Annotated in this window: 28 protein-coding genes; 8 read left to right on the top strand and 20 right to left on the bottom strand. The window is 38.4% G+C overall.

The annotated features are described in order from the left end of the window. Positions 1-250 precede the first annotated feature (250 nt). The gene (locus tag ACFSY7_RS13800) at positions 251-388 is read left to right on the top strand and encodes an Lmo0850 family protein (protein WP_199754697.1); all 138 of its coding nucleotides are present in this window, start codon (positions 251-253) and stop codon (positions 386-388) included. 132 nt (positions 389-520) lie between these two features. Here the strand turns inward: ACFSY7_RS13800 and ACFSY7_RS13795 are convergent, their stop codons facing one another. Next, positions 521-1,912, bottom strand: coding sequence for an L-cystine transporter (locus ACFSY7_RS13795; RefSeq protein ID WP_380148227.1), 1,392 nt, complete (start codon positions 1,910-1,912; stop codon positions 521-523). Between the two features lie 184 nt (positions 1,913-2,096). Between ACFSY7_RS13795 and cls the strand changes: the two genes are divergently transcribed. Continuing rightward, positions 2,097-3,569 (top strand): cardiolipin synthase, encoded by a 1,473-nt coding sequence (gene cls / locus ACFSY7_RS13790; RefSeq protein WP_380148226.1) that lies wholly within the window; start codon positions 2,097-2,099, stop codon positions 3,567-3,569. 44 nt (positions 3,570-3,613) lie between these two features. Here the strand turns inward: cls and ACFSY7_RS13785 are convergent, their stop codons facing one another. The 5 genes from ACFSY7_RS13785 to ACFSY7_RS13765 form a co-directional block, all read right to left on the bottom strand. Next, entirely contained in the window at positions 3,614-4,255 is a 642-nt protein-coding gene (locus ACFSY7_RS13785; protein WP_380148225.1) for a M15 family metallopeptidase, read from the bottom strand. Positions 4,256-4,324: 69 nt separating this feature from the next. Further along, the gene (locus ACFSY7_RS13780) at positions 4,325-5,083 is read right to left on the bottom strand and encodes a D-alanyl-D-alanine carboxypeptidase family protein (RefSeq protein ID WP_380148224.1); all 759 of its coding nucleotides are present in this window, start codon (positions 5,081-5,083) and stop codon (positions 4,325-4,327) included. 27 nt (positions 5,084-5,110) lie between these two features. Continuing rightward, positions 5,111-5,356 (bottom strand): hypothetical protein, encoded by a 246-nt coding sequence (locus ACFSY7_RS13775; protein WP_126991406.1) that lies wholly within the window; start codon positions 5,354-5,356, stop codon positions 5,111-5,113. Between the two features lie 64 nt (positions 5,357-5,420). Then, positions 5,421-6,305, bottom strand: coding sequence for a membrane protein insertase YidC (gene yidC / locus ACFSY7_RS13770; RefSeq protein WP_126991407.1), 885 nt, complete (start codon positions 6,303-6,305; stop codon positions 5,421-5,423). Positions 6,306-6,407: 102 nt separating this feature from the next. Beyond that, positions 6,408-7,193 carry an AraC family transcriptional regulator gene (locus ACFSY7_RS13765; protein WP_380148223.1) on the bottom strand — a complete coding sequence of 262 codons (786 nt, stop codon included), beginning with the start codon at positions 7,191-7,193 and terminating at the stop codon, positions 6,408-6,410. 555 nt (positions 7,194-7,748) lie between these two features. On the opposite strand from ACFSY7_RS13765, the gene ACFSY7_RS13760 reads away from it, so the two are divergent. After that, complete coding sequence (locus tag ACFSY7_RS13760; RefSeq protein WP_010307316.1) at positions 7,749-8,399, top strand: LytTR family DNA-binding domain-containing protein; 651 nt, start codon at positions 7,749-7,751, stop codon at positions 8,397-8,399. A gap of 248 nt (positions 8,400-8,647) precedes the next feature. Beyond that, the gene (locus tag ACFSY7_RS13755; protein ID WP_380148222.1) at positions 8,648-10,150 is read left to right on the top strand and encodes a succinate CoA transferase; all 1,503 of its coding nucleotides are present in this window, start codon (positions 8,648-8,650) and stop codon (positions 10,148-10,150) included. A gap of 146 nt (positions 10,151-10,296) precedes the next feature. On the opposite strand, the gene ACFSY7_RS13750 is transcribed toward ACFSY7_RS13755, so the two are convergent. Then, positions 10,297-10,839 carry a hypothetical protein gene (locus tag ACFSY7_RS13750; RefSeq protein WP_186439685.1) on the bottom strand — a complete coding sequence of 181 codons (543 nt, stop codon included), beginning with the start codon at positions 10,837-10,839 and terminating at the stop codon, positions 10,297-10,299. Positions 10,840-10,989: 150 nt separating this feature from the next. Here ACFSY7_RS13750 and ACFSY7_RS13745 point away from each other — a divergent pair, with 150 nt between their 5' ends. After that, positions 10,990-11,565, top strand: a complete 576-nt coding sequence (locus tag ACFSY7_RS13745) for a TetR/AcrR family transcriptional regulator (RefSeq protein ID WP_380148221.1) — start codon at positions 10,990-10,992, stop codon at positions 11,563-11,565. 148 nt (positions 11,566-11,713) lie between these two features. Here the strand turns inward: ACFSY7_RS13745 and ACFSY7_RS13740 are convergent, their stop codons facing one another. From ACFSY7_RS13740 to ACFSY7_RS13680, 13 genes are all read right to left on the bottom strand, one after another. Next, positions 11,714-12,187, bottom strand: a complete 474-nt coding sequence (locus tag ACFSY7_RS13740) for a DUF4064 domain-containing protein (protein WP_139995782.1) — start codon at positions 12,185-12,187, stop codon at positions 11,714-11,716. Between the two features lie 198 nt (positions 12,188-12,385). Then, positions 12,386-12,670 (bottom strand): GNAT family N-acetyltransferase, encoded by a 285-nt coding sequence (locus ACFSY7_RS13735; protein WP_126991412.1) that lies wholly within the window; start codon positions 12,668-12,670, stop codon positions 12,386-12,388. Positions 12,671-12,737: 67 nt separating this feature from the next. After that, positions 12,738-13,712, bottom strand: coding sequence for a ring-cleaving dioxygenase (locus ACFSY7_RS13730; protein ID WP_139995780.1), 975 nt, complete (start codon positions 13,710-13,712; stop codon positions 12,738-12,740). A gap of 138 nt (positions 13,713-13,850) precedes the next feature. Further along, entirely contained in the window at positions 13,851-14,795 is a 945-nt protein-coding gene (locus ACFSY7_RS13725; protein ID WP_139995778.1) for a DUF1002 domain-containing protein, read from the bottom strand. 101 nt (positions 14,796-14,896) lie between these two features. Then, entirely contained in the window at positions 14,897-15,757 is an 861-nt protein-coding gene (locus ACFSY7_RS13720) for a CvfB family protein (RefSeq protein WP_380148220.1), read from the bottom strand. A gap of 30 nt (positions 15,758-15,787) precedes the next feature. Further along, on the bottom strand, positions 15,788-16,213 hold the full coding sequence (gene mntR / locus ACFSY7_RS13715; RefSeq protein WP_126991416.1) for a transcriptional regulator MntR: 426 nt from the start codon (positions 16,211-16,213) through the stop codon (positions 15,788-15,790). Between the two features lie 77 nt (positions 16,214-16,290). Next, on the bottom strand, positions 16,291-16,578 hold the full coding sequence (locus tag ACFSY7_RS13710) for a late competence development ComFB family protein (protein WP_126991417.1): 288 nt from the start codon (positions 16,576-16,578) through the stop codon (positions 16,291-16,293). A 14-nt stretch (positions 16,579-16,592) separates the two neighbouring features. Next, positions 16,593-17,702: a GNAT family N-acetyltransferase gene (locus ACFSY7_RS13705; RefSeq protein ID WP_380148219.1), complete on the bottom strand. Its 1,110-nt coding sequence runs from the start codon at positions 17,700-17,702 to the stop codon at positions 16,593-16,595. An 88-nt stretch (positions 17,703-17,790) separates the two neighbouring features. Then, positions 17,791-18,132, bottom strand: coding sequence for a fluoride efflux transporter FluC (locus ACFSY7_RS13700; protein ID WP_126991419.1), 342 nt, complete (start codon positions 18,130-18,132; stop codon positions 17,791-17,793). Continuing rightward, entirely contained in the window at positions 18,129-18,485 is a 357-nt protein-coding gene (locus tag ACFSY7_RS13695) for a fluoride efflux transporter FluC (RefSeq protein ID WP_380148232.1), read from the bottom strand. Before ACFSY7_RS13695 ends, ACFSY7_RS13700 begins: the two co-directional genes overlap by 4 nt. Continuing rightward, complete coding sequence (locus tag ACFSY7_RS13690; protein WP_126991421.1) at positions 18,478-19,236, bottom strand: exodeoxyribonuclease III; 759 nt, start codon at positions 19,234-19,236, stop codon at positions 18,478-18,480. The genes ACFSY7_RS13695 and ACFSY7_RS13690 overlap by 8 nt, the downstream gene beginning before the upstream one ends. A 54-nt stretch (positions 19,237-19,290) precedes the next feature. Then, positions 19,291-20,223: a UDP-N-acetylmuramate dehydrogenase gene (gene murB, locus ACFSY7_RS13685; protein ID WP_370323624.1), complete on the bottom strand. Its 933-nt coding sequence runs from the start codon at positions 20,221-20,223 to the stop codon at positions 19,291-19,293. A gap of 81 nt (positions 20,224-20,304) precedes the next feature. Further along, the gene (locus tag ACFSY7_RS13680) at positions 20,305-20,613 is read right to left on the bottom strand and encodes a winged helix-turn-helix transcriptional regulator (protein ID WP_126991423.1); all 309 of its coding nucleotides are present in this window, start codon (positions 20,611-20,613) and stop codon (positions 20,305-20,307) included. Between the two features lie 151 nt (positions 20,614-20,764). Between ACFSY7_RS13680 and ACFSY7_RS13675 the strand changes: the two genes are divergently transcribed. The 3 genes from ACFSY7_RS13675 to ACFSY7_RS13665 all read left to right on the top strand — a co-directional run bounded on the left by ACFSY7_RS13675 (position 20,765) and on the right by ACFSY7_RS13665 (position 22,719). Continuing rightward, on the top strand, positions 20,765-21,628 hold the full coding sequence (locus tag ACFSY7_RS13675) for a VOC family protein (RefSeq protein WP_380148218.1): 864 nt from the start codon (positions 20,765-20,767) through the stop codon (positions 21,626-21,628). A 117-nt stretch (positions 21,629-21,745) separates the two neighbouring features. After that, positions 21,746-22,270, top strand: coding sequence for a YceI family protein (locus ACFSY7_RS13670; protein ID WP_380148217.1), 525 nt, complete (start codon positions 21,746-21,748; stop codon positions 22,268-22,270). A 113-nt stretch (positions 22,271-22,383) separates the two neighbouring features. Next, positions 22,384-22,719, top strand: a complete 336-nt coding sequence (locus tag ACFSY7_RS13665; protein ID WP_126991426.1) for a DUF2500 domain-containing protein — start codon at positions 22,384-22,386, stop codon at positions 22,717-22,719. Positions 22,720-22,828: the final 109 nt, after the last annotated feature.

Raw genomic sequence — 22,828 nt, 5'->3', positions numbered from 1 at the left:
TTTAGCTTTTTTTTCGGGAATAAATAATACAGTAAATTAATAATAGGCGTTGATAAATAAGGGTTTACACAAAATTTACAATTCTTCATTCTATTTAAAAAAATTTACGAATGTAACAATTTTGAAAAACTCTCATTGAGAAAATCATGTTATTATAAATATATTAACAACTTTGTCAAATGAAATGCTGAAACTTCTTATTTGAACTCAGCGTCTTATTATAAAACAAACGAAATTGAGGTGGCTCATGATGACAAAAGAAGTTGACATTACAAAAATTATTTCAAATTTGTCTAAGTTAGGCGTTAAAGCATCAAAAACAAAATCCCGCTTAGAATTGCTTAAAACACTTGCCCCACCGAAATCAACTCCGCAAACTCAAAACTAGATTACTTGAATTTGCTTCGACCATGTCGGAGTTTTTTTCTGCATACATATTGACTTGATGACGTCCAATCGATGGGCGTTTTTTAATACAAAAAAGAGGCTTAGACGCAATGTCCAAGCCTCTTTTTCATATTTAAATTTCAGCTAAATCTTGAGGATCTTTTGAGTTGTATGTGTCTCGGTCCAATTCCCCTGTTGCACGCGCAGTCGTTACACCCGCAACCATTGAGTCACTAACGTTAAGCGCTGTACGTCCCATATCGATTAATGGTTCAACAGAGATTAAAATACCGGCTAATGCAACTGGTAAGTCCATCGCAGATAAAACAATGATGGCTGCGAATGTCGCACCCCCACCAACACCTGCTACGCCAAATGAGCTAATTGCGACAACGGCGATTAGCATTAAAATAAATTGCCATTCAAATGGGTTGATGCCCACACTTGGTGCAATCATAATCGCAAGCATTGCTGGGTACACACCGGCACAACCATTTTGACCAATTGATACACCGAATGAACCGGCAAAGTTTGCAATCCCTTCTGGAACACCTAAACGCTTACGTTGTGTTTCAATGTTCATTGGTAATGTACCCGCACTTGAACGAGATGTGAACGCGAATAGTAACGTTGGCGCTACTTTTTTCACATATGTGATTGGGCTCATACCTGTTAGGGAAATGATAATAAGGTGAATAATGAACATCGTGATTAATGCGACATACGATGCAATGACGAATTTACCCATATTGTAAATGGCATTAAAGTCAGATGTTGCGACGGTATTTGTCATAATTGCTAAAATACCGAATGGTGTTAAACGTAAAACTAATGTAACGATACGCATTACTAATGCGTAAATCGTATCGACTGCTTTTTTAATATATGTGGCATGCTCTTCGTCTTTACGTACAAGACCTAAGTAAGCAAAGCCGACAAATACGGCGAAAATAACGACCGCAATAGTTGATGATGGACGAGCGCCTGTTAAATCTAAGAATGGATTCGCTGGAATAAATTCTAAGATTTGTTGAGGTAATGATTTATCGCCCATTTCTTCTGATTTCGCTGTGATTTCTTGACCACGTGCTTGCTCTGCATCCCCACTAACTAATGATGAGCCATCTAAGTTAAATGATAATGCCGAAGCAATCCCTACTGAAGCGGCAACTGCTGTCGTCCCTACAAGTACGGCTAAAATAATTGCGGCATATTTACCAAAGCTTTTCCCTGCTACTACTTTTGTAAAAGCAGCAACAATTGAGATGAAGACAAGTGGCATCGCAACCATTTGTAATAATTTAACGTAACCTGAGCCGATAATACCGAACCAGTCCGTAGTAGTGGCTGTAATTGTTGAATCAACGCCGTAAATAAAGTGTAGAGCTAATCCAAATAGAATCCCTAAACCTAAACCGGCGAATACACGTTTAGAAAATGATACGTGCTTTTTGTTCATTTTAAATAAAAGTATTAATAAAACAAACATCACGACCATGTTCACAATAATCCATACTGTATCCATGTGTTTATTCCTCCATATGACTTAATTATTTTCGTAACACTTAATAATGACAATGCTTATATTAATATCATAAATCCTATAAGTCAAGTAGGTTTTATCAGACGCGATTATTTTTTCACTGTGTGCTATTTCATGAATACGATATACTAGAAAGTGGCTATTTTTTATAAAGGAGGGGTTCCCGTTGCTCAGTCAATTACTTGATTTCACTTATATTCCGTTCTCAATTATAGGTGTAACTTTATTTATTAACTTTATTTTTGCCGCAACGATTATTTTCCTAGAACGACGTGAGCCTACATCTACTTGGGCGTGGATACTCGTATTATTCTTCTTCCCTGTTGGCGGCTTTATTATTTATCTTTTATTTGGGAGACGATTACGTCAGAAGCACTTATTCCGCTGGGAAGGTCGTAAAAAGATTGGCATCGACTCACTCGTTGATTATCAAATCGAGGCCATTAAAAACAATACTTTTGAGTATCGTCTAAATGATTCTGAACCATTTCGTGATTTAATTTATATGCATTTAATTAATAATCACGCCGTGCTTACGCAAGATAATAAAGTCGATATTTTCGATGATGGACACGAAAAATTCGAAACGTTACTTCAAGATATTTTAGCCGCAAAAACGAATATTCATATCCAGTATTACATTTTCCGTTTGGATCATCTCGGCAATCGCATTTTAGATGCACTTGTTAAACAGGCGAAGCGCGGTGTGAAGGTACGTTTACTTTATGATGAAATGGGTTCGCGCGGCGTACATAAGCGCCACTTCAAGCAATTATTAAATGCTGGTGGTGAGGTCGAAGTATTTTTCCCGTCCATTTTGCCACTTATCAATCCACGAATGAATTATCGTAATCACCGAAAGCTTGTCATTATTGATGGGCGCATTGGCTATATTGGTGGCTTTAATATTGGAGACGAATATTTAGGGTTAGATAAAAAATTTGGCTACTGGCGTGATACGCATTTACGACTTGAGGGAAGCTCGGTGCATCCGCTACAAACACGCTTTTTACTCGATTGGAATCAAGCATCTGACCGAAAAGACCTGCAATATGAGGACCATTTCTTCCCGATTATTTCACGTAAGGGTGAGGTCGGATTACAGATTGTCTCAAGTGGACCTGATTCCGACTGGGAGCAAATTAAAAACGGTTATTTAAAGCTCATTAATATGGCGAAAAAGTATATCTATATCCAAACGCCGTATTTCATTCCAGATGATAGCTTTATGGATGCCGTGCGTATCGCCTGTCTTTCAGGCATCGATGTGCGTATTATGATTCCAAACAAGCCTGACCATATGTTTGTGTACTGGGCGACCTATTCCTATGTAGGCGAACTTATCCAAGCAGGCGCTCGAATCTATATTTATGATAACGGCTTCTTGCATGCGAAAATGATTGTTATCGATGATGAGGCTTCTACTGTCGGTACAGCAAATATCGATTCACGTAGCTTCAAATTAAATTTTGAGGTCAATGCATTTATTTACGATCGTAATGTCTCGCATCAACTCGCTGAATTGTTTGAGCGTGATATGCTGTATTCGCATGAACTAACGCCTAAAATTTATGAGGAACGTTCGCGTGTCATTAAAATGAAAGAATCGATTTCACGACTCCTTTCACCGATTTTATAAAAAGAAGGCATTGCGCGTTGTGACGCAATGCCTTCTTTTATTTATTATTTTGCTTTTAAATACGCTTCTAATGTCAGTTTTTCTTTATATATCTTGGTCGCTGCGGTTTTACCAACATAACGGAAATGCCATGGCTCATACATATAACCGGTTACTTTTTCTTTCCCCTTTGGATAACGCATAATAAAGCCATAACGGTGCGCGGTCTTCGCGGCCCACTTGCCTGCTGCGCGTTCACCAAAGCGTGTCGACGCATATTCAGATGGGCGCTTCGTTTCGCCAATATCAAAGGCTAGACCCGTTTGATGCTCTGAAAAGCCTGGACGTGCGCTATAGCGATCTGCTGCCTTACGTCCATCTTTCGCGACATAGTTGTTATACAACGTTTTTTGACGTGCATATGAGCGATATGTGCTAAACGCCTCGAAGCGATATCCCGCCTTTTTCGCCGCCTTATTCCAGCGTGTATAGGCGGCACGTGCTTTGTCACTTTCACCCGGCGCATAGCTTGATGGCAGTGGTGTTTCCTTATTCACTAAAATAATGCCATCGATTATTGTTGGCTTTTTCGGTAGCTTTTGTCCAGCAATATAATCACTTTTCGCCACAACTGTATCCGTCATCGTAGTCCCTAGTAGTCCGATTATAAGCGCTGTACAGCCTACTGCTTTTACCCAATTCTTCATTGTTTCGCCTCCCATTTCTCTATACCCCACTATGAAAAAAAGCTGTCCTCATGCGACAGCTTTTTCCATTTACCCTTCAACACCTAAGTATTCTTCAAGTGTTGAATCATTATTATAAATTTCAGTGGCAATGTCTTTTCCAACATAGCGGAAATGCCACGATTCATACATATAACCTGTTATTTCTTCTTTTCCATCAGGGTAGCGCATAATAAAACCATAATCATGTGCATGTTCAGCAAGCCATTTTCCGGCTTCTGTTTTACCAAAACGATTCGATGCATAGTCATTTGGGTTACTTGTTTCACCAATATCAAATGCTAATCCCGTTTGATGCTCCGAGAAGCCTGGACGTGCACTGTAGCGGTCTGCTGCTTCTTGGCCATCTTTTGCGACATAGTTATTGTAAAGCTCTGTTTGGCGGTCGTATGAACGATACGTGCTAAATGCATTAAATGTATAGCCTGCTTGTTGTGCCGCTTTGTTTAATTCATTAAACGCCGCACGTGCATCCGCACTTTCACCTGGTGCATAGTCACCTGGCATTGGGAATCGTTTATTCGCAATAACCACACCATCCACCTTTTTCACCTCTGTTGCGGGCTCTTGGTCAATAATATAGCCACCTGCATCACGTTCCACTTCCTCTTTTGCAGACTTTTCTTCTACTGGCTTTTCCGTCGCTGTGTTATCCTCAGTCGTTTTTTCAGTTGTTGTTTGTTCTGATTCTGTCGTTTTTTTCTCTTCCGCATCATTTCCACAAGCTGCAAGAAGCAGTGCACTTGCCGCTAATGTAATCATTGGGAATCGAATAAATGATTTTTTCATATTGCTCTCCCCTGACTTTAAACTATATTAAATGAATAGAGACACGATTGCTGCGACGGTTAAAATACCAAAGAAAATAGATATTGTGCGCATCACTTTTGACTCTTTCACATATCCTTTTGCTTTCATATCTTTTGCACGTAATGCATTGGTTAATGTGAACGTGAACGATATTAAAACAACTGCAATGGCATATTGCTGTTTAAATAAAAACCAGACAGCTAATACACTCGCTATCGCCGTCACAATACCTGTAATACGTTGAATATTCACGAGCTCCCTCCACCTCCTCAAAAAAATAAGTCAGAGCATCTAGACACTCTGACTTAATTATACATTATTTTTTCTTTTTGTTTTGTGCTTTCGCTGCGCGTTCTGCAGGCGTTAATTTACGCTTTTCTTGTGGCTGTTCAGCAACAACTGCTTCTGCGGCACCTTTTGATTTTTTCTCTTTTTTGATTGGATTACCATGTTCGTCTAGTGGTGGATATAAAATACGACCAAGATATGTTTGACCGACTAATAATAAACCAGAGACTGACCAATAAAGTGGTAATGCACCCATACTTGAGAATGAAATCACCATGATCATGATTGGTGAGATATACATCATGATTTTCATTTGTGCTTGTTGTTGCGTTGGCATATTTGCCATCGAAACTCTTGATTGCCAGTAGTAAATCGCACCGGCAATTAATGTCATGATAATATCTGGCTCACCAAGCTCGAACCATAAGAATTTATGTGCATGTACTTCTTCTGAATACAGAATTGCATAGTACAAGCCCATGATGATTGGCATTTGAATAATCATAGGAAGGCAACCCATATTTAGCGGATTGACATCATATTTTTTATAAAGTCCCATCATCTCTTGTTGTAGCGCCATTTGTTCTTCCTTAGAAGACGCTGCTTTTAATTTCTTTTGGATTTCTTCCATTTCTGGACGAAGCTTATCCATTTTCATTTTCATGCCTTGTTGGTTTTTATACGTTTTCAGCATGAACGGCATTAAGATTAAACGAATTAATACTGTGATGATAATAATTGCGCCACCATAGCCACCATCGAATAATGTATTACCAAAGAAATCTAGCAGGAATTCCATAGGTTTTACAAATGTGCTATAGAAAAAGCCTTCACCATTTTTAACCGACTCACATCCAGCTAAAATGAACGGTGCAAGGCCCAGCATTGAAAGTAAGCCTATTTTCTTCTTCACTATTTTTTCACCTACATCATTATTTTAAACTATAGTGAAGTATACCGTATTTCTCTATTACATATCAAATTAAAGAAGAACGATTTTTCGAATATTTGTAAATTACACTAAACGTTCTGGCAATTGGAATCGGAAATATTCATGATCTGGCTGATCGCGGAAATGTTTTGGCGTCAAACCAACGTATTTTTTAAATATTCTCGTATAGTAACTTTGGTTACAGAAATGGAATTGCTCTGAGATATTTGAAATGCTCTTCGCTGTATGACGTAAGTAATATTGAGATTCCTCAACACGACGTACATTTAAGTATTCAACTAATGTAATCCCCACATGTTCTTTAAAAATACGTGATAAATGACTTGTACTAATTGAGAAATGCAGCGCAATATCTTCTACTGATAAATCGGTTTCGACCTCATCATCGATAAACATAATGACGCGATTCACCGTTTGATGCTTGTAAGAAGGCTGTTTACGTTCTGAAATCACATAAATATAAAACTCCACTAAATCATCTGCGAATTGTAAAAATTCTGCATCATTCATGCGTTCATCGACCATTTGTACACATGCTGAATTAAAAGCAAACGCTTTTTTCAGTGGTGCTTGATTGTCGATTAATTTGCGTGTAACAACGGATGACAGCACGATAAAATAATGACGAACAGCTCGGAAAAAATGCTTTCCAGAACGTTCTGATAATAAATCAATTAGCGCACGTAATGATTCTTTTGCAGCTTCTGTTTCTAATTGATAAATTTCTCTTATAAGCTGTGCTTCAATTTCATAAAACGTTTCAATACCATCATAGCGGTTCATTGTCTCTATTTCTTGGAAATAACGCTTTGAGATTGCTTCTGAGATAGAATATTGATGTTGTAACATATAGAATCCCCATCTTTCTGATAAATATGCATTTTGTAATAACCCAAAACAATCAATCAATGACATTAGTATCAATTCATGCACGAATAGCTACAACCTAATTTTTTTACAAATCCGCCGTTTAGGTCGTTATACTTAAATAATTTACAAAGTAATTGAGTGATTTTTATAAAAATTATACAATATTATGCAGTAAAGGAAAAGGCAATTTTGAAAAAAATTATGCAATTTTTATTATTTATAATAAAAGTTATAGTCCATTCTACATAAGTCGACAAAATATCATTTTTTTGTTACGATGTGAAAGCATTTTGCTTCATTTTATTTAATACGCTGAGAAGATATTTTTATTATTTTCAAGACATATTGCTTCACACGTAAAACATAAGCGTTTACAATCATTCTAAGTGGCAAATTTTCTGCTTAAAAGCATTATTTTTGACCCTAATTGTAGAGAATTTATTTTTAGTACTTAATTTTGGAAACAAACTATAGTAAAATGTTATGACAGGATGAAATGAATTTAAGATATCGGAAGAAACGAGGTATGAATGGATGGATCCCAAATCAATTGAAGAATTAATAGAGGTCATTAAAGAATTTTTCCCGGATAATACTTCTATTGTAATCTCGGATACAGAAAAGTATTTATATTATCAACCAAGCAAAAAAATCGACTTAAAGATTAAGCCTGGTGACGAGATCCCTGAAGGCTCAGCAACACACAAAGCCCTTGATTACGGCCAAAAAATTAACTCATTTATCGAACCAGATGTATTTGGTGTACCATACTATGGTATGAGTATTCCATTGTTAGAGGAAGGCGAAACGAAGGGTGCTATCACAGCTATCTTCCCTCAAAAGCCATCTCCATTCTTAACAAACTACATCACAATTAAAATCGATGATTGCTGGTACCCAGTAAAACACAATGAAGTGATTTACTTAGAAACACAACTTCGTAAAACATTTGTAAAAACGATGAAAAAAGAAGGGTACCACCGCTTAAACTTAAGCGACTTAGAACTTTTCTTATCGCCTGACACATTCATTCGTTGTCACCGTTCTTACATCGTTAACATTGACTACATCGATGAAATTCAACCAGATTCACACTCAACATTCTTATTAATCATGAAAGACGGCACGCGCATTCCTGTTAGCCAACGCTACGCTAGCTACTTCCGTCGTTCATTAGGTTTCTAAGAATCTAGCTAACGTGCGTTATGCTTCTGCATAACGCACGTTTTTTTATATATCACAATAATATGGAGCTTGCTACAATAAACTTTAATTTTCTCTAATAGCTAACAATTCATCCCTTTCATACATCATAAAAAGAATTTGTGACAATTTGGTGATAAAATTTACTATAATGAGGGCGATGTTATTTTCGGAAACGAAAAGCGCCCTTTTCATGAGTATTTTTATAATAAAGAAAGAAGGCAATTTTTATGACTAGCACAGTCGAAGAAAGATTACGCTTCACCGGCTTACAAGACAAAGTAATGTCTGCTGATGCCGCTGCAGCATTAATCAACAATGGCGATACACTTGGTTTAAGCGGATTTACTCGCGCAGGTGACGCTAAATTTGTACCGCACGCTCTTGTAGAACGCGCAAAAGGACTAGAAGATTTTAAAGTAGATGTCTACACAGGTGCTTCCCTTGGTTTTGATACCGATGCACTTATGTCAGACGCTGGTATCGTTCGCAAACGTTTACCTTTCCAAGTAGACCGCACAATGCGTGGTCACATCAACAAAGGTGACGTTGGTTTTATCGACCAACATTTATCTGTAACATCAGAATACCTTCGTCAAGGTGCGATGAAAATTAATGTCGCAATTATCGAAGCGACTGCAATTACAGAAGATGGCTACTTAATCCCTACATCATCTGTCGGTAACTCTCCTATTTATGTAGAATCAGCTGATAAAGTAATCATCGAATTAAATGTCGCTGCTCCTGCTGAATTAGAAGGCTTACACGATATCTATGTTCCTGAAAAACAAGGTGAACGTGGCCCAATCCCAATCATGCATGCAAATGACCGCGTTGGTGCTAAAGGTATTAAACTCGACATGAATAAAGTTGTCGCCATCGTTGTCACTGAACAAGAAGATTCTCCTTCTAACATCGTGCCTCCAGATGCTGAAACACAACAAATGGCGAATCACTTACTTGATTTCTTCCGTAAAGAAATTAAAGAAGGTCGCCTAACAAATACACTTGCGCCACTTCAATCAGGTATCGGTTCAGTAGCAAATGCTGTACTTGCTGGTATGGTTGATTCTGAATTTGAAGAGCTTGAAGTTTATTCTGAAGTACTACAAGATGCGGTATTTGAATTAATCGACGCTGGTAAAGTGAAATCGGCTTCTTGCTGTTCATTCACATTATCTCGTGAAAAAATGGATGCCGTTCTTCCACGTATTAAAGAATATGCAGATAAACTTGTTTTACGTCCACAAGATATCTCAAACAGCCCTGAAGTCATCCGTCGTTTAGGTCTTATTTGCATGAATACAGCGCTAGAATTCGACATTTACGGTAATGTAAACTCTACACATGTATCCGGCAGCAAAATGATGAATGGTATCGGTGGTTCTGGTGACTTCGCACGTGCTGGTCGCTTATCAATCTTCGTGACAAAATCTGTCGCAAAAGACGGTAAAATTTCTTCAATCGTTCCAATGGTTTCACATGTTGACCATACTGAACATGATGTTGATGTTGTAGTTACAGAACAAGGGATCGCTGATTTACGTGGCTTAACTCCTCGTGAACGCGCTGCATTAATTATTGAAAACTGTGCCCACCCAATGTATAAAGAAGCACTTCGTAACTATTTTGAAGAAGCAAAAGCAACTGTTGGTGGTCAAACACCTCATATGCTGACAAAAGCTTTCTCATTCCATAATAATCTTGCAGAACATGGTACAATGCTACCTTAGTTCGCACCAAAAAGAGGCTTTGACGTACGTGTAACAACCTCTCTTATGAGCATAAGAAAAACCGGAATCGCGCGGTAGCGCGGTTCCGGTTTTTCGTTGCGAACGCTAAAAAAGGAAAATGACGTGTTTTGTCCCAGTCTCTTTTCTTATCCGTTCTTTTTCGAATCAGCATCTTGTTTTTCGTTATAATAGTGTACCGTTGTACCGGCACCTTCTGAAATCATATCGCGGTCTTCATTATGATAAGAAGTCGAATTTTGCTTTTCTTTTTCACTATCATCAAAGGCCTGTGCATCTGCATTTTCATAGCCTACTTTCGTTAATGCACCTTCATCTACCATCTCTTTATCTTCAATAAAGTAAGCCAAATTGTCTTGTTCGTCAACTTCTCCCTGCTTTTCTTCATTAAAATATTGTACCGTTGTTAAAGCGCCCTCATCAACCATTTCCTTCTCTTCGATATAGTAAGATGTATCGCGGTCTGGAATGATTGTATGGTCACCAGTCTCTGGATCTGCCCCTCGTTTACTGTCCATATTTTGCTTTTGCTGTGTAACAAATTCACCCACTTTGTCTTTCGTGCTGTTAAATGCTGCTACTGCTTTATCACGATTTTCTTGCTTACGTAAATAAGCATAAGCACCTGCTGCAAGCCCTGCAATGAGAAGTGTATTTTTTTTATTCGCCATAGTAAAAGCCTCCCGTAAAGTTCTATAGTTAACAAATACCCCTGAACTACTGAAAGTAATCCATACTCTTACTGTAAATCTTTATTTTATACACAACATTTTTGTGCTACGATAATGTCACAACTGACCAAATGAAACGGAGTGTAGAACATGCCAACTAAGGGCGATTTAACAAAACAACGTATTTTAGACGTTGCGCGCGAACTATTTTATAAAAAGGGCTTCGATGCGACTTCTACAGCTGAGATTGCTCGTGGTGCCTCCATTTCAGAGGCTGCAATGTATAAATACTATAAAAGTAAACGAGATTTATTAACCGCTTCTGTCCAGCCAACTCATTTTGTCGAGGACACATCTGATTACTCTACATTAACAAATAATGAATTAGTACAATGTTGGACGGCATTATTTTTAGAAAAGGTCGAAAAAAACTTGCCGCAATATATGATTTTATTCGGTGAATCCGTAAAATATCCCGAGCTATCAGAAACCTACCTCGCCACATTTCATAAAGAAACCCCCGCTGATATTGAGGTGCAAAAACGTATAAAAACAGGCCACTTTCCTAAGCTCGATATGACCCTTATGCAAGTCGGCATGATTGGCGCATTAATTGCGATGATTCAGCATCTTGTTATTTATAAAAAACATGATGACCTAAACAGTGTGCCACCTAAGGTAAAGGAAGTTATTAGTAATATTATTAGCGGTAAATTTTTTAATTAAGAGATTAAAAGAGACTGGGACATACGATATGTGTAAAAACAACCGTTCCTAGAAGCATAAGAAAAACCGGAATCGCGCAGTGGCGGTTCCGGTTTTTCGTTGCGAACGCTAAAAAAGGAAAATGACGTGTTTTATCCTATTTTTTGTGTTATTTAATGTGTTCTTGATTATTTGAGATTTGGTGCGGTGTTTTTTTGCCGACTGGTGATTCTTGTGGCTGCGCTTTTTTACGTGTAAAACAAAGAATTGCTGCGATATAAAATAAAATAGACGGTACAGAAATGAGACAAGCAAAAATACCTGCACCAATAAATAAGATACCCGCTAGCTTCGTATCACTATGCAACTTAATCATGCCCGCTGTGCCGATAATTAAACTGATGATTAATACAATAATGACGAACCAACCAATCGAACCAAACACCTGCGAAAGATCTTGTAAATCTGTTAATGTCAGCTTTGTTCCTGTACTTTGTTGTACATCTTCAATAATTTGTTGCTGTAAACTTTCCGTTTTAAAAAGATTATCGATACTAAACATAAAGACACCAGTACCAGCAATACCAAAGACATTTAAAATCGAGGCAATCATCGCCAGTACTTTTTCAATCGTTCGGTTCATAGGTTCCCACCCTTTCTACATATGCCGGTGCACCGAATTGGTTATCTAAGAAAATCAAGCTACATGCGCAAACGTCCTGTTCACAACACTTAACCAATCTTCGTTCGTAGACTGTATTCGCCCTTCCCTTTTCTATACCCTTTTCATCAAATAAAAAAAACGAGACTAGCATGCGCAAGTCTCGATAGTTTGTCACAATTATAATGCTTTAATATCATCGTAATCTGTAGATTTGTCAAAGGCAGCGACGACATAAGAGCACACTGCTTCGATTTTATAATTTTTTTCACGTGCATAATCTGCGGCGCGATTTAATAATTGTTTGGCAATACCCTGTCCTCGAAGTGAATCGTCGACGAATGTATGATCAACTACCATCACATCTCCAAGTTGTGTCCAACTAATCTCTGCGTCTATACGCTCTCCTTCTTTATGTTGAAAAGCGTATTCCTCGCCACCACGATTTGTTAATTCAAATTCCATGCTCATTCACTCCTTCTACTAAATTACCGTCATTGTAGCATATATTTTCCAAATTAGCTGTTGCTAACTATTCTTCGAGTGCTAATGGATGTAGCGTTGCTTCAATTGATTCACGATGTTCTTCTAAAAATGGAGGCAATGCAAGTTCTTCACCCATATGTTCTACTGGTTCATCAGAAGAGAAGCCCGGTTCATCTGTTGATACTTCAAATAAAATGCCATTTGGATCGCGGTAATATACAGCTTTGAAGTAGAAGCGGTCGATTTTTCCTGAAGTGTGAAGGCCAAGCGCCTCATACTGTGCGACCATGGCTTCGTATTCTTCAACAGATTTCACACGAAATGCTACATGGTGCACACTGCCGCGACCATGACGTTCAATCGGTAAATCATGACGTTCTTCAATATGCACTTCTCCTGCAGGGCCGCCCTCACCTGATGAATAGACAACAATATCTGGCTGACCTGCTACTGGTGATGGATATGTGCCTACTTTTTCAAAGCCATATAGCTGTGTCAATACGTTTTCAGTAGCAGCTGGGTTTGCGAGTGTTAATGTCACACCGCCTAATCCAACTAATGCAAATTGTTCTGGTACATCTGTTTTTGTCCAAGGTGTACCATAAGGAATACCTTTCCCGTCATCGACTACAAGTAAGAAACGTGCATCCTCAAAATCCTGAAATGGCAATACTTTCCGACCAAAGCGTTCTGTAATGTCACCATGTGTAATATTGTACTCATCAAAACGTTTTACCCAATAAGTTAATGCTTCCTCTGATTTCACACGGAAAGCTGTTGAGTTAATACTTGAGACACCCGGTAATGTACGGCCCATTCCTGGAATATCAAAGTAGGTCATATCTGTTCCTGGTGTGCCAACTGCATCGGCATAAAATAAATGATAAGATGATGTGTTATCTTGATTGACTGTTTTTTTCACAAGACGTAAACCTAAAATTTGTGTAAAGAAATGATGATTGCGTTCAATTTGTGCTGTAATTGCTGATACGTGGTGAATTCCTGATACGTTTACTGTCATGTTAATCCGCTCCTTTTGTTATCTTGAATTCAAGATTCTTTATAGTCATATAATAGCACATATATTTTATTTTGCAATGATAAACGCATTTTTTTAATAATAAAAAAGACTAAGCCTCGTCAGCTCAGTCTTTTTAGTTTATTGATTTGTTTCGCTATCGTTCGAATCGTCACCAATGCCAAATAAGTTTTTGAACCATTGTACGACTTTATCCCAGAAACCTGTATTTTCATTGACGCTATCTTTTAAGTTATTAATTGAATCGGTTAATTTATTTCCTAAATCATTTAATTGATCCGACCACTGACCGAAGTTAATGTCTAGATTACTAATTTTATTCATCAAATCAACAAGTAGCTGGCGGTCCTCATCACTTAAATTGATTTGTAAGCTTTGTAGTTTGTCATCCACAATTTTTGCTACATCTTCTTTTGTCGCTGGCTTTTGCTCAGCAATTTGCTGTTTGATTTCCGTTAATAACTGGCTAACCTTATCTTGGTCGACCCCTGCTTTATCCGCTAATGTTGTCGCTACGTCTAACTCTTGGTTTGCCACATCGGTACGCTCTGTGTCCAGTTTTTCACCAGTTGTTGCTTCATATGCTTTGTAGACGCCTGCAAGTGCCGAGTGACCTGTAACGGCTTTTGGTGCTGCTACTTCTACCTTCGCGTCACTAATCCCTGCTGTTAACATCGCATTGGAATACATATCCGATGTTACTTGCGTAATGTTTTGTGGTGTTTTAATTTCGACCACAATGCCATAGCCTGCATCCTCTGGGGTAATTTTCGCTGAAGAATATAGACGGGCTGAAGAATTACCATTTTGAATATATTTCGCAATATCGCTACCTGTTACCGTTACTTCTTTTACCGTACCAGATACACCTAAATCTTTTTTCACTGTTTCTTTTTCGCTATCAGATAAAGATCCACCGTACACTACGATTGGATCGCCTAATTTTTCATTTACCACTTCTGCTGAAGCTGATTGAGTAAAACTTGTCATCGTAACGGCTGTGGCGCCGACTGCGGCTGTCGTTAGGCATAATGCTGCAATGATGGCATAAGCTCGTTTTTTCATCGTTTTTTCTCTCCCTTAAATAACTATTTTGATTATAATACGCAAAAAAGGACGAAAAAGTTTCATACTTTCTTTTTCGTCCTTTTTAAATTGATGTTTAATTAGTGTTTAATTTTTGTCCAGCCATCCACTTGCTCGATACGACCGGCTTTCATTAACGTACCTAATGCACGTTTAAATGAACCTTTTGAAATGTTAAACATATCTTTAATTTCATCTGGTGATGATTTATCACTAAATGGCATTTGACCGCCAACCTCTTCAAGGTATTTAAAGATTTGTTCTGCATCCTCTGTTAAACGTTCATAGACACGTGGTTTCATAGAGGCATTTAATGTGCCGTCTTCTTTTACTTCGATAATACGTACACTAACATCTTGTCCTAGACGTGGCTCTGCATCACGTTCTGTTTCGTGTACAAAAATACGGTATGGTTTATCGACGCCAAGTAAAAATGTCCCGATTGGTAATAGACGGTATGGGCGCGCAATAATATTTTGGTTAAACAGCTCTTCTTCGCCATCCTCAAATTGTTCCATAACACGTTCCTCTGTCACTAAACGGCCAAATAAATTGCCGTTATAATCGACACGTAATGTAATGTAAAGATGGTCGCCAACTTCTGGCCATACATCTTCAATTTGTGGTAAATCTTCTGCTGGTACTACGACTTCGCGTGATGTACCAATATCTACAACAGCACCATCATGACGAGACATACGCATAACGCGCGCCCAACCAAATGTGTCTTTTGTAATTGTTGGAATGGCAGTAGTCGCTGCTAAATCGCCGCGACGGTCTGCGTATAAAAATACTTTTACTTTATCATGCTCGTTTAATTCCTCAAGCACTTCCGATGCATTTAGTGGTACATCCACTTCATCGTTTGTTAATACATATTGAGATGCTAACTTTTCTTTAACAACAAGTGTTACCACATCTCCTGATTGTAATTCAGTCATGTTAAAACTCCTCTCACTTTATGACGCGTACTATTCAATGTGATGCTCTAAATCTTTCAGTGCAGCAATCTTTTGTACAAACTTAGGATTCTCTTCCAGTACTTGTATTAGGTCTGCGATACGGTCTATGGAGTTCCAGCTAAGGTGGTGCTCTATGCCTTCAACATCGTTGTAAATCAAGTTCTCATCGACGCCAATGAGTCGCAAAAACTGCTCCAATAAACTATGTCTTTCAACAAGACGTTTCCCTAACTTTTTACCCTTAGGTGTTAGTGAAAGTCCTCGGTAACGTTCGTATATTAAATAACCATCTTTATCAAGTTTTTGAACCATTTTAGTAACGGAAGAAGGAAGAACGGACAACGCTTCTGCGATGTCTGATACCCGTGCGTAACCTTTCTGATCAATAAGTAAATAGATTTGTTCGATGTGATCTTCCATACTCGGTGTCGGCATCTACATTCCCTCTCTTTCCAGTAGTTATCTTCCCATTTTACTACACTTAACATGAAAACGTAAGGAAGTTTCAGGGGTTACTCGCTTTTGTGCGTATTTTGACCAATTATGTGTATCGCGTGAATAACTTGTCTATTTAACTCCGCAAGTTGCGCTTGTTGTCTAAGATATTCAAATGCGCGGTCGCGGTCCTCAGCGGTTACCACATAATGACTTTGTAAATGATTTAATGCAATGGCCGATATTTTCGCCTCACATTTTGCACAACTGCAATACATTGGATACTCCGGACCGTTTAGTAAGAAGCGTACAGTGCCCCTTACAATTTCTTCTGTCACATTCACTAACGGAACAGTTTGCTCCACAAAAATTCCCCCTGCTAAATTAAGCTGATTTTAGCATACACACATGTATCACGTAATTGATGCGTATTTGCATTACGAGAATCCTGCTTCAAGATGCCCTCTAGTTCAAAATGATTTTTTTCTGCAATCGCACGACTACGAATATTATCGCGATCACAACGAATTTCAAGACGATTGGCACCTAAATCTTCAAATGCAAATAACGTCATACTATGCACAGCCTCCGTCATATAGCCTCTACCACTCCAGCGCTCATCAATCCAATAGCCGATTTCAAATTTTGGAATCGTCCAATCAATATGCTGCAAGCCTAAAACGCCCACAAATTCACCTGTGTCTTTCAAAAATAAATGGAAGCGTAGTTCCTCGCGGTTCATAAAGCGTGCAATGGCTTTACGAATACTTTCCTTTACATTTTCATGTGTCGGCTTCTTTTGCGCCCAGGACATGAACATTTTTAGTTTTCCAACTGAACGTAAAATCGCATCATAGACAACTTCTGTATCTTCTTCACGTGGCATACGCACAATTAAACGCTCCGTCTCAAATTGTGATGGGAAGTCCCAATATTTTTTATAATCGAATTCTACCGGCTCGTCATTCCACGATACAGGTGTTGTTTTATTACCAAAGAAATCCTCTCGTGTAATCCCGTATGTAACGGCATCATAATAGGCATCTTCCTTTGGCATATACCAGGCATCACGGAAATGCGCTTCTTTCACAAAACCCACACTCTCAAATGTTTTACGCATTGGTACATTATCTTGGCGCGTATGTCCCTCTAAGCGAATTTTCTTCTCAGGCAAGCTAAAAATAAATTCTGTCACAAGCATTAAAGCCTGCTTCCCGTAACCTAAACCACGCCATTGCTCGGCGATTCGTAAATCAAAAACCGGAATCTCATCTTGCAAATCATAAATTTGCGCCATGCCGACTTTTTGCCCTTCGTCATTTTCAATCCAAAATGTTTTTACATCATCAGACTCATAGCCACCCTCTTCAATTGTACGTTCAATTAATTCACGACCAGGGTGAGATTGTACGTGATAAGGCCATTCATTTTTCGTTAAAAAGTGAATCAGTGGTTCTTGTTCTTCGATTGTCCATTCTTTTAGTCGCATATAAACACCTTCTATAATTAATTAAGTTATCTTCATTATAATAAAAGCGCTTTAAAAGATGGACCTTTTAAAACGCTTTTTTCTTTCTTCATCTTATTTTATACCCTAGCACGATGCAACCAAAGCCAACTATCAATGTAAGTAGCATATAAATAATGGCCTTATGTCGATTTATTTTTAGTAAACGGACCGTATCAAAGGCAAACGTTGAAAACGTCGTTAGTGCACCTAAGAAGCCCGTTACAAAAAGTGCAAGCATAACGGATGACTGAAATAAATGCAGCGCCATACCCATCAAAAACGAACCAACACTATTAACGATGAATGTCGCCATATAAAAAGGCTGTGCCCTTTTTTCAAGCCATTGAATCAGTGCATAACGTACAACTGCGCCTAGTGCACCACCAACTGCTACAGCGAGCATCATCATGCGCGCTCACCCCGTTTCACTAACCAATCACCACTAAAAGCTGCGACTACACAGCAAATGGTCATGCCAAATGCATAAGCGAGTGCCTGCAATGGACTTTGTAGCATGTACCGAAGCCATTCTGCAGAAAATGCTGAAAACGTCGTAAAGGAGCCGAGTAAGCCAGTCGTAAGTAACAATTTAAGCTGTGTATTTGGAAAACGTTCAAAATAAGCATATAACATACCCATCCCAAGACTCCCCGCAATATTCACAATCCATAACACGAGTGCCTCGCTCACGATGAGCATACACCCATACCGTAGCAATACGCCAATGACTGCCCCGCCTGCGACAAAACCGTAATTACGCATAATCAAGTTCTAAGACAACCGGGCAATGGTCACTGCCAAGTTGTTGATCATGCATTGTTGCCTCGGTAATAGCCGGTGCTAAACGATTGGACACGATAAAGTAGTCGATACGCCAGCCGATATTACGCTCACGTACCTTACTCATATACGACCACCAGGTGAAGCGGTCCGTCATATCTGGGTGTAGTGCACGGAATGAATCTGTAAAGCCACTCGCAAGCAGTGTCGTCATTTTGCCACGTTCCTCTGTCGTAAATCCTGAATTGCCGATATTTGACTTCGCATTTTTCAAATCAATCGCTTCATGCGCGACATTCAAGTCCCCGCAATAAATAACAGGCTTTTTCGCGTCTAACTCAACTAAATACGCACGTAGTTCATCTTCCCACTCGAGACGATATGGTAGGCGTGCTAAGTCACGTTTTGAATTTGGTGTATAGACCGTCACCATATAAAAATTCTCATATTCAAGCGTAATAATGCGCCCTTCCTCTTCGGTATCCTTATCACCGACACCATATTTCACACGAAGCGGCTTATGCTTCGTAAAAATTGCCGTACCTGAGTATCCTTTACGCAGCGCATAATTCCAGTACTGTTCATAGCCTGGCAACTCAAGCTCCACTTGTCCTGCCTGACATTTTGATTCTTGAATGCAGAAAAAATCAGCATCCATTTCATGAAAATAATCCATAAAGCCTTTTTTCAAACAAGCGCGAATCCCATTTACATTCCACGATACAAATTTCATCCTTTACCTCCAAAAAAAGACGCCCCTCTAAAAAGAAGAGCGCCCTCACATTCATTATTTCACTGTTGCTGGTAAGTCGTCCCCAACAATTTTAACTTCTGTTTCTAACGCAATATCAAATTTTTCCTTCACGACACGTTGTACCATGTGGATTGTTTCGATATAGTCTGTTGCAGTTGCTGTACCGGTTTTATTAATAATAAAGCCTGCATGTTTTGTTGACACTTCTGCACCGCCCACACCACGACCTTGAAGGCCACTATCTTGGATTAATTTACCTGCGAAGTGACCTGGAGGACGTTTGAATACAGAGCCCGCTGATGGATATTCAAGTGGTTGACGAGATTCACGTTTGAATGTTAAATCAGCAATTTTTTCATCGATAGCTGTTTGAGCACCTTTTACTAAGGTAAATAGAGAAGATAGTGCATAGTAGCCTTCGTCTGCGATAATACTTTTACGGTAGCCCAATTTAAGCTCTTCTTTTGAAAGCTCTAAAATGTCGCCTTCTTTTGTTAATACTTTACAGCTTTTAATAACATCATTAATTTCACCGTCATAAGCGCCCGCATTCATTGCCATTGCACCACCGATTGAACCCGGGATGCCGCAAGAAAACTCTAAGCCACTTAATGTATGCGCTGCGGCGATTTTTGATACTTCTTTAATTAATGCACCTGATTGTGCATATACTTCTGTCCCATTCACTTCTACTTTGTCTAATTTAGCAAAGTTTAAAACGATTCCACGTACACCACCATCACGAACAACCATATTTGAACCATTGCCTAATAATAAAATAGGAATGTTATGAGCGCGTGCATATTTTACAACGGCGCTTGCCTGTTCTTCCGTTTCTGGCATAACAAAAATATCAGCTGGTCCACCTAGTTTTGTCATTGTGTATTTATTTAATGGTTCATCTATTTTAACATTTGCTGGATCTACGATTTTTGCTAAATCTTTTGCCCATTGCGTTTTCATAATGGAAAAATCCAATCCTTTCTACTTCAAGTTCATCACAACTTAGTATGAATCTTCATTAGACATTTTACAAGCTTTCTACTATTAAAGCCACTCTTTCGACCATTTTTCGATTTCGGCGATTGCGCCTTTCATACTATAACCCTTGTCTGTCAATTTATATTCTACGCGAACCGGTACTTCTGTATAGACACAGCGTTCGACCATTTCTTCTTTTTCAAGCTCTTTTAAACGCTCTGAAAGCAAACGTCCACTAATTGGTAGTGATGACTCAATTTGATTAAAGCGTTTAGGTCCATCTAATAATTCATATAAAATAAGGCCAACCCAGCGTTTGCCAATTAAATCCATCGCTTTTGATAATCGAGGGCATAGTCCTGTTTGTTGTTCCATGTTATTTCACTCCTTGTGCCCTTATTGTACATACATTAAAAAAACTTTTCAACTTTTCGTAACTAAATTACTTGACGTAATAAAGTTATAAATATATATTAGGTTACATAAAGTAAGTTATATATTTTCGTATTGAAAGGAAGATTTCACGATGAGTTTCACATTAGATCCACAAATGAAATTAGGTTATACACAATTACGCGTGCTTGATATTCAAAAACAAACAGCTTTCTATCAATCACTTGGTTTTCAATTAATCGAACAAACTACTGATCATGCCATATTTGGCGCTGGCAGCAATGAGCCTGTGCTTATTTTAGTCCAAGAAAACAACACAATCCCGCGTCCGCCACGTACAACAGGTCTTTTCCACTTTGCCATTTTAGTAAAAAGCAAAGAAGACCTTGGACATGTTATTGGCAACCTCGCCAATCGTGGTATTCGTTTTACAGGCGCTGGCGACCACCTTTATTCAGAAGCATTTTATTTAGATGACCCAGAAGGCAATGGCATTGAAATCTACCATGACCGTCCACATGATGAATGGACGATTCATGAAGATGGCACAATCGAAACCGATACATTGCCAGTAGATGTGCAAGCCATTTTAGATTTATACGATCCAAGCCGCCCATGGACTGGCTTCCCAGATGGCACCATTCTTGGTCACATCCATTTAAATGTCTCAAAACTAGATGATTCATTAAAACATCTTTATTTTGATGCACTTGGCTTTGATTTCAAAACAAACTTCCATGAATCAGCTTATTTCATTTCAGCAGGTGGCTACCATCATCACATCGCTTTGAATACGTGGATGGGTGTGGGCGCTCCCCTTCCTCCACTTGCATCGTCTGGTCTAATGGCTTATTCACTCCATCTATCTTCATTAGAGAAACTAGAGGAGCTTCGTCAAAACTTAATAAAAGAAAACGTTTTATTTACCGACGAAGGGGAAAAGTTGGTTGTGAAAGACGTTAATGGCCACGACATGATTTTTGGTGTAACAAAATAATTTTATGTTTTGAATTGATAACTCTTGAATTTAAGATAAAATCACTGTATACTGAGTTCAGCAAGTAAATAAGTTAATTAAACACAATAAAAACATTTATTAGGAGGAATTTTAGTTATGGCAAAATACGTAGTAGATCCAACTCACTCTTCAATTGGTTTCCAAGCAAAACACATGATGATTTCAAAAGTAAAAGGTCACTTTGATCGCTTCAACTCAGAGTTAGATATTAATCCAGAAGATTTATCTGGCGGTAGCATTCAATTTGAAGTTGAAATTGCATCAATTAATACAAATAACGAAGATCGTGATAATCACTTACGTTCTGCCGATTTCTTCGATGCAGAAACACATCCTACAATGAAATTCGTTGCGACAGATATTAAAAAAGTCGATGATGATGAATATAAAATTACTGGTGATTTATCAATTCGTGGTGTCACAAAACCCGTAACATTCGATGCTGAATACAATGGTAAAGGTACAAACCCATGGGGCGTTGAAGTTGTAGCATTCGAAGCTGACGGTAAAATCAATCGTAAAGACTTTGGATTAAACTGGAACTCAGCACTTGAAACAGGCGGCGTTTTAGTTAGCGATGACATCAAAATCCATATTGAAATTGAAGCAAATCCTGCATAATTTTTAATTTCTAACTAAGCCTAGAAAATTTCTAGGCTTTTTTTTCGTAAAATTATCGCAATTTTTCAAAATTTATTTATAATAGACATATAGCAAAGAAAGGAGTGTTCAACATGGATATTTCAGATGGGCTTTTATTTTTTTACATTATACCAACTATTGTGATAGGTTTTATACTATATGTAGCAGTTAAAGAATTTAATGAATATAAACGTAATAACGCTGCAGAGATCGAAATGACGCATGCAAAGATTGTTAGTAAGCGTACAGAGTTACTTGGCGGTGGTGATTCCTTTATGGCAATGGATTACTATATTACCTTTCAGCATGCACAAGGTAAACGAATTGAATTCAAAGTAAATGGCCTTACCTATGGTGAATTAATCGAATCGGATAAAGGCTTACTGAAATTCCAGCGAAAACGCTTCTTACACTTTGATCGAATGTAAAAAAGGAGGCTGGGACAAAACCCTAGTCAATAAGAAAAGACATTCACGATTTTATTCAAATCATGAATGTCTTTTTTATCTGCTTGTCAGCCGTTGTTCATCGTTTCGG

The sequence above is a fragment of the Kurthia populi genome, from assembly GCF_042686175.1.
Classification (GTDB): domain Bacteria; phylum Bacillota; class Bacilli; order Bacillales_A; family Planococcaceae; genus Kurthia; species Kurthia populi.
The sequence above is the reverse complement of the archived record's forward strand: the minus strand, read 5'-3'. Positions and strand labels throughout refer to the sequence as shown.

What these genes read in the sequence shown, in the direction of transcription:
- ACFSY7_RS13800 (WP_199754697.1), top strand. Translation starts at nt 251, where the DNA reads ATGACAAAAGAAGTTGACATTACAAAAATTATTTCAAATTTGTCTAAG.
- ACFSY7_RS13795 (WP_380148227.1), bottom strand. Translation starts at nt 1,912, where the DNA reads ATGGATACAGTATGGATTATTGTGAACATGGTCGTGATGTTTGTTTTA.
- ACFSY7_RS13785 (WP_380148225.1), bottom strand. Translation starts at nt 4,255, where the DNA reads ATGAAGAATTGGGTAAAAGCAGTAGGCTGTACAGCGCTTATAATCGGA.
- ACFSY7_RS13780 (WP_380148224.1), bottom strand. Translation starts at nt 5,083, where the DNA reads ATGAAAAAATCATTTATTCGATTCCCAATGATTACATTAGCGGCAAGT.
- ACFSY7_RS13765 (WP_380148223.1), bottom strand. Translation starts at nt 7,193, where the DNA reads ATGTTACAACATCAATATTCTATCTCAGAAGCAATCTCAAAGCGTTAT.
- ACFSY7_RS13760 (WP_010307316.1), top strand. Translation starts at nt 7,749, where the DNA reads ATGGATCCCAAATCAATTGAAGAATTAATAGAGGTCATTAAAGAATTT.
- ACFSY7_RS13755 (WP_380148222.1), top strand. Translation starts at nt 8,648, where the DNA reads ATGACTAGCACAGTCGAAGAAAGATTACGCTTCACCGGCTTACAAGAC.
- ACFSY7_RS13750 (WP_186439685.1), bottom strand. Translation starts at nt 10,839, where the DNA reads ATGGCGAATAAAAAAAATACACTTCTCATTGCAGGGCTTGCAGCAGGT.
- ACFSY7_RS13745 (WP_380148221.1), top strand. Translation starts at nt 10,990, where the DNA reads ATGCCAACTAAGGGCGATTTAACAAAACAACGTATTTTAGACGTTGCG.
- ACFSY7_RS13740 (WP_139995782.1), bottom strand. Translation starts at nt 12,187, where the DNA reads ATGAACCGAACGATTGAAAAAGTACTGGCGATGATTGCCTCGATTTTA.
- ACFSY7_RS13735 (WP_126991412.1), bottom strand. Translation starts at nt 12,670, where the DNA reads ATGGAATTTGAATTAACAAATCGTGGTGGCGAGGAATACGCTTTTCAA.
- ACFSY7_RS13730 (WP_139995780.1), bottom strand. Translation starts at nt 13,712, where the DNA reads ATGACAGTAAACGTATCAGGAATTCACCACGTATCAGCAATTACAGCA.
- ACFSY7_RS13725 (WP_139995778.1), bottom strand. Translation starts at nt 14,795, where the DNA reads ATGAAAAAACGAGCTTATGCCATCATTGCAGCATTATGCCTAACGACA.
- ACFSY7_RS13720 (WP_380148220.1), bottom strand. Translation starts at nt 15,757, where the DNA reads ATGACTGAATTACAATCAGGAGATGTGGTAACACTTGTTGTTAAAGAA.
- mntR (WP_126991416.1), bottom strand. Translation starts at nt 16,213, where the DNA reads ATGCCGACACCGAGTATGGAAGATCACATCGAACAAATCTATTTACTT.
- ACFSY7_RS13705 (WP_380148219.1), bottom strand. Translation starts at nt 17,702, where the DNA reads ATGCGACTAAAAGAATGGACAATCGAAGAACAAGAACCACTGATTCAC.
- ACFSY7_RS13700 (WP_126991419.1), bottom strand. Translation starts at nt 18,132, where the DNA reads ATGATGATGCTCGCTGTAGCAGTTGGTGGTGCACTAGGCGCAGTTGTA.
- ACFSY7_RS13695 (WP_380148232.1), bottom strand. Translation starts at nt 18,485, where the DNA reads ATGCGTAATTACGGTTTTGTCGCAGGCGGGGCAGTCATTGGCGTATTG.
- ACFSY7_RS13690 (WP_126991421.1), bottom strand. Translation starts at nt 19,236, where the DNA reads ATGAAATTTGTATCGTGGAATGTAAATGGGATTCGCGCTTGTTTGAAA.
- ACFSY7_RS13680 (WP_126991423.1), bottom strand. Translation starts at nt 20,613, where the DNA reads ATGGAACAACAAACAGGACTATGCCCTCGATTATCAAAAGCGATGGAT.
- ACFSY7_RS13675 (WP_380148218.1), top strand. Translation starts at nt 20,765, where the DNA reads ATGAGTTTCACATTAGATCCACAAATGAAATTAGGTTATACACAATTA.
- ACFSY7_RS13670 (WP_380148217.1), top strand. Translation starts at nt 21,746, where the DNA reads ATGGCAAAATACGTAGTAGATCCAACTCACTCTTCAATTGGTTTCCAA.
- ACFSY7_RS13665 (WP_126991426.1), top strand. Translation starts at nt 22,384, where the DNA reads ATGGATATTTCAGATGGGCTTTTATTTTTTTACATTATACCAACTATT.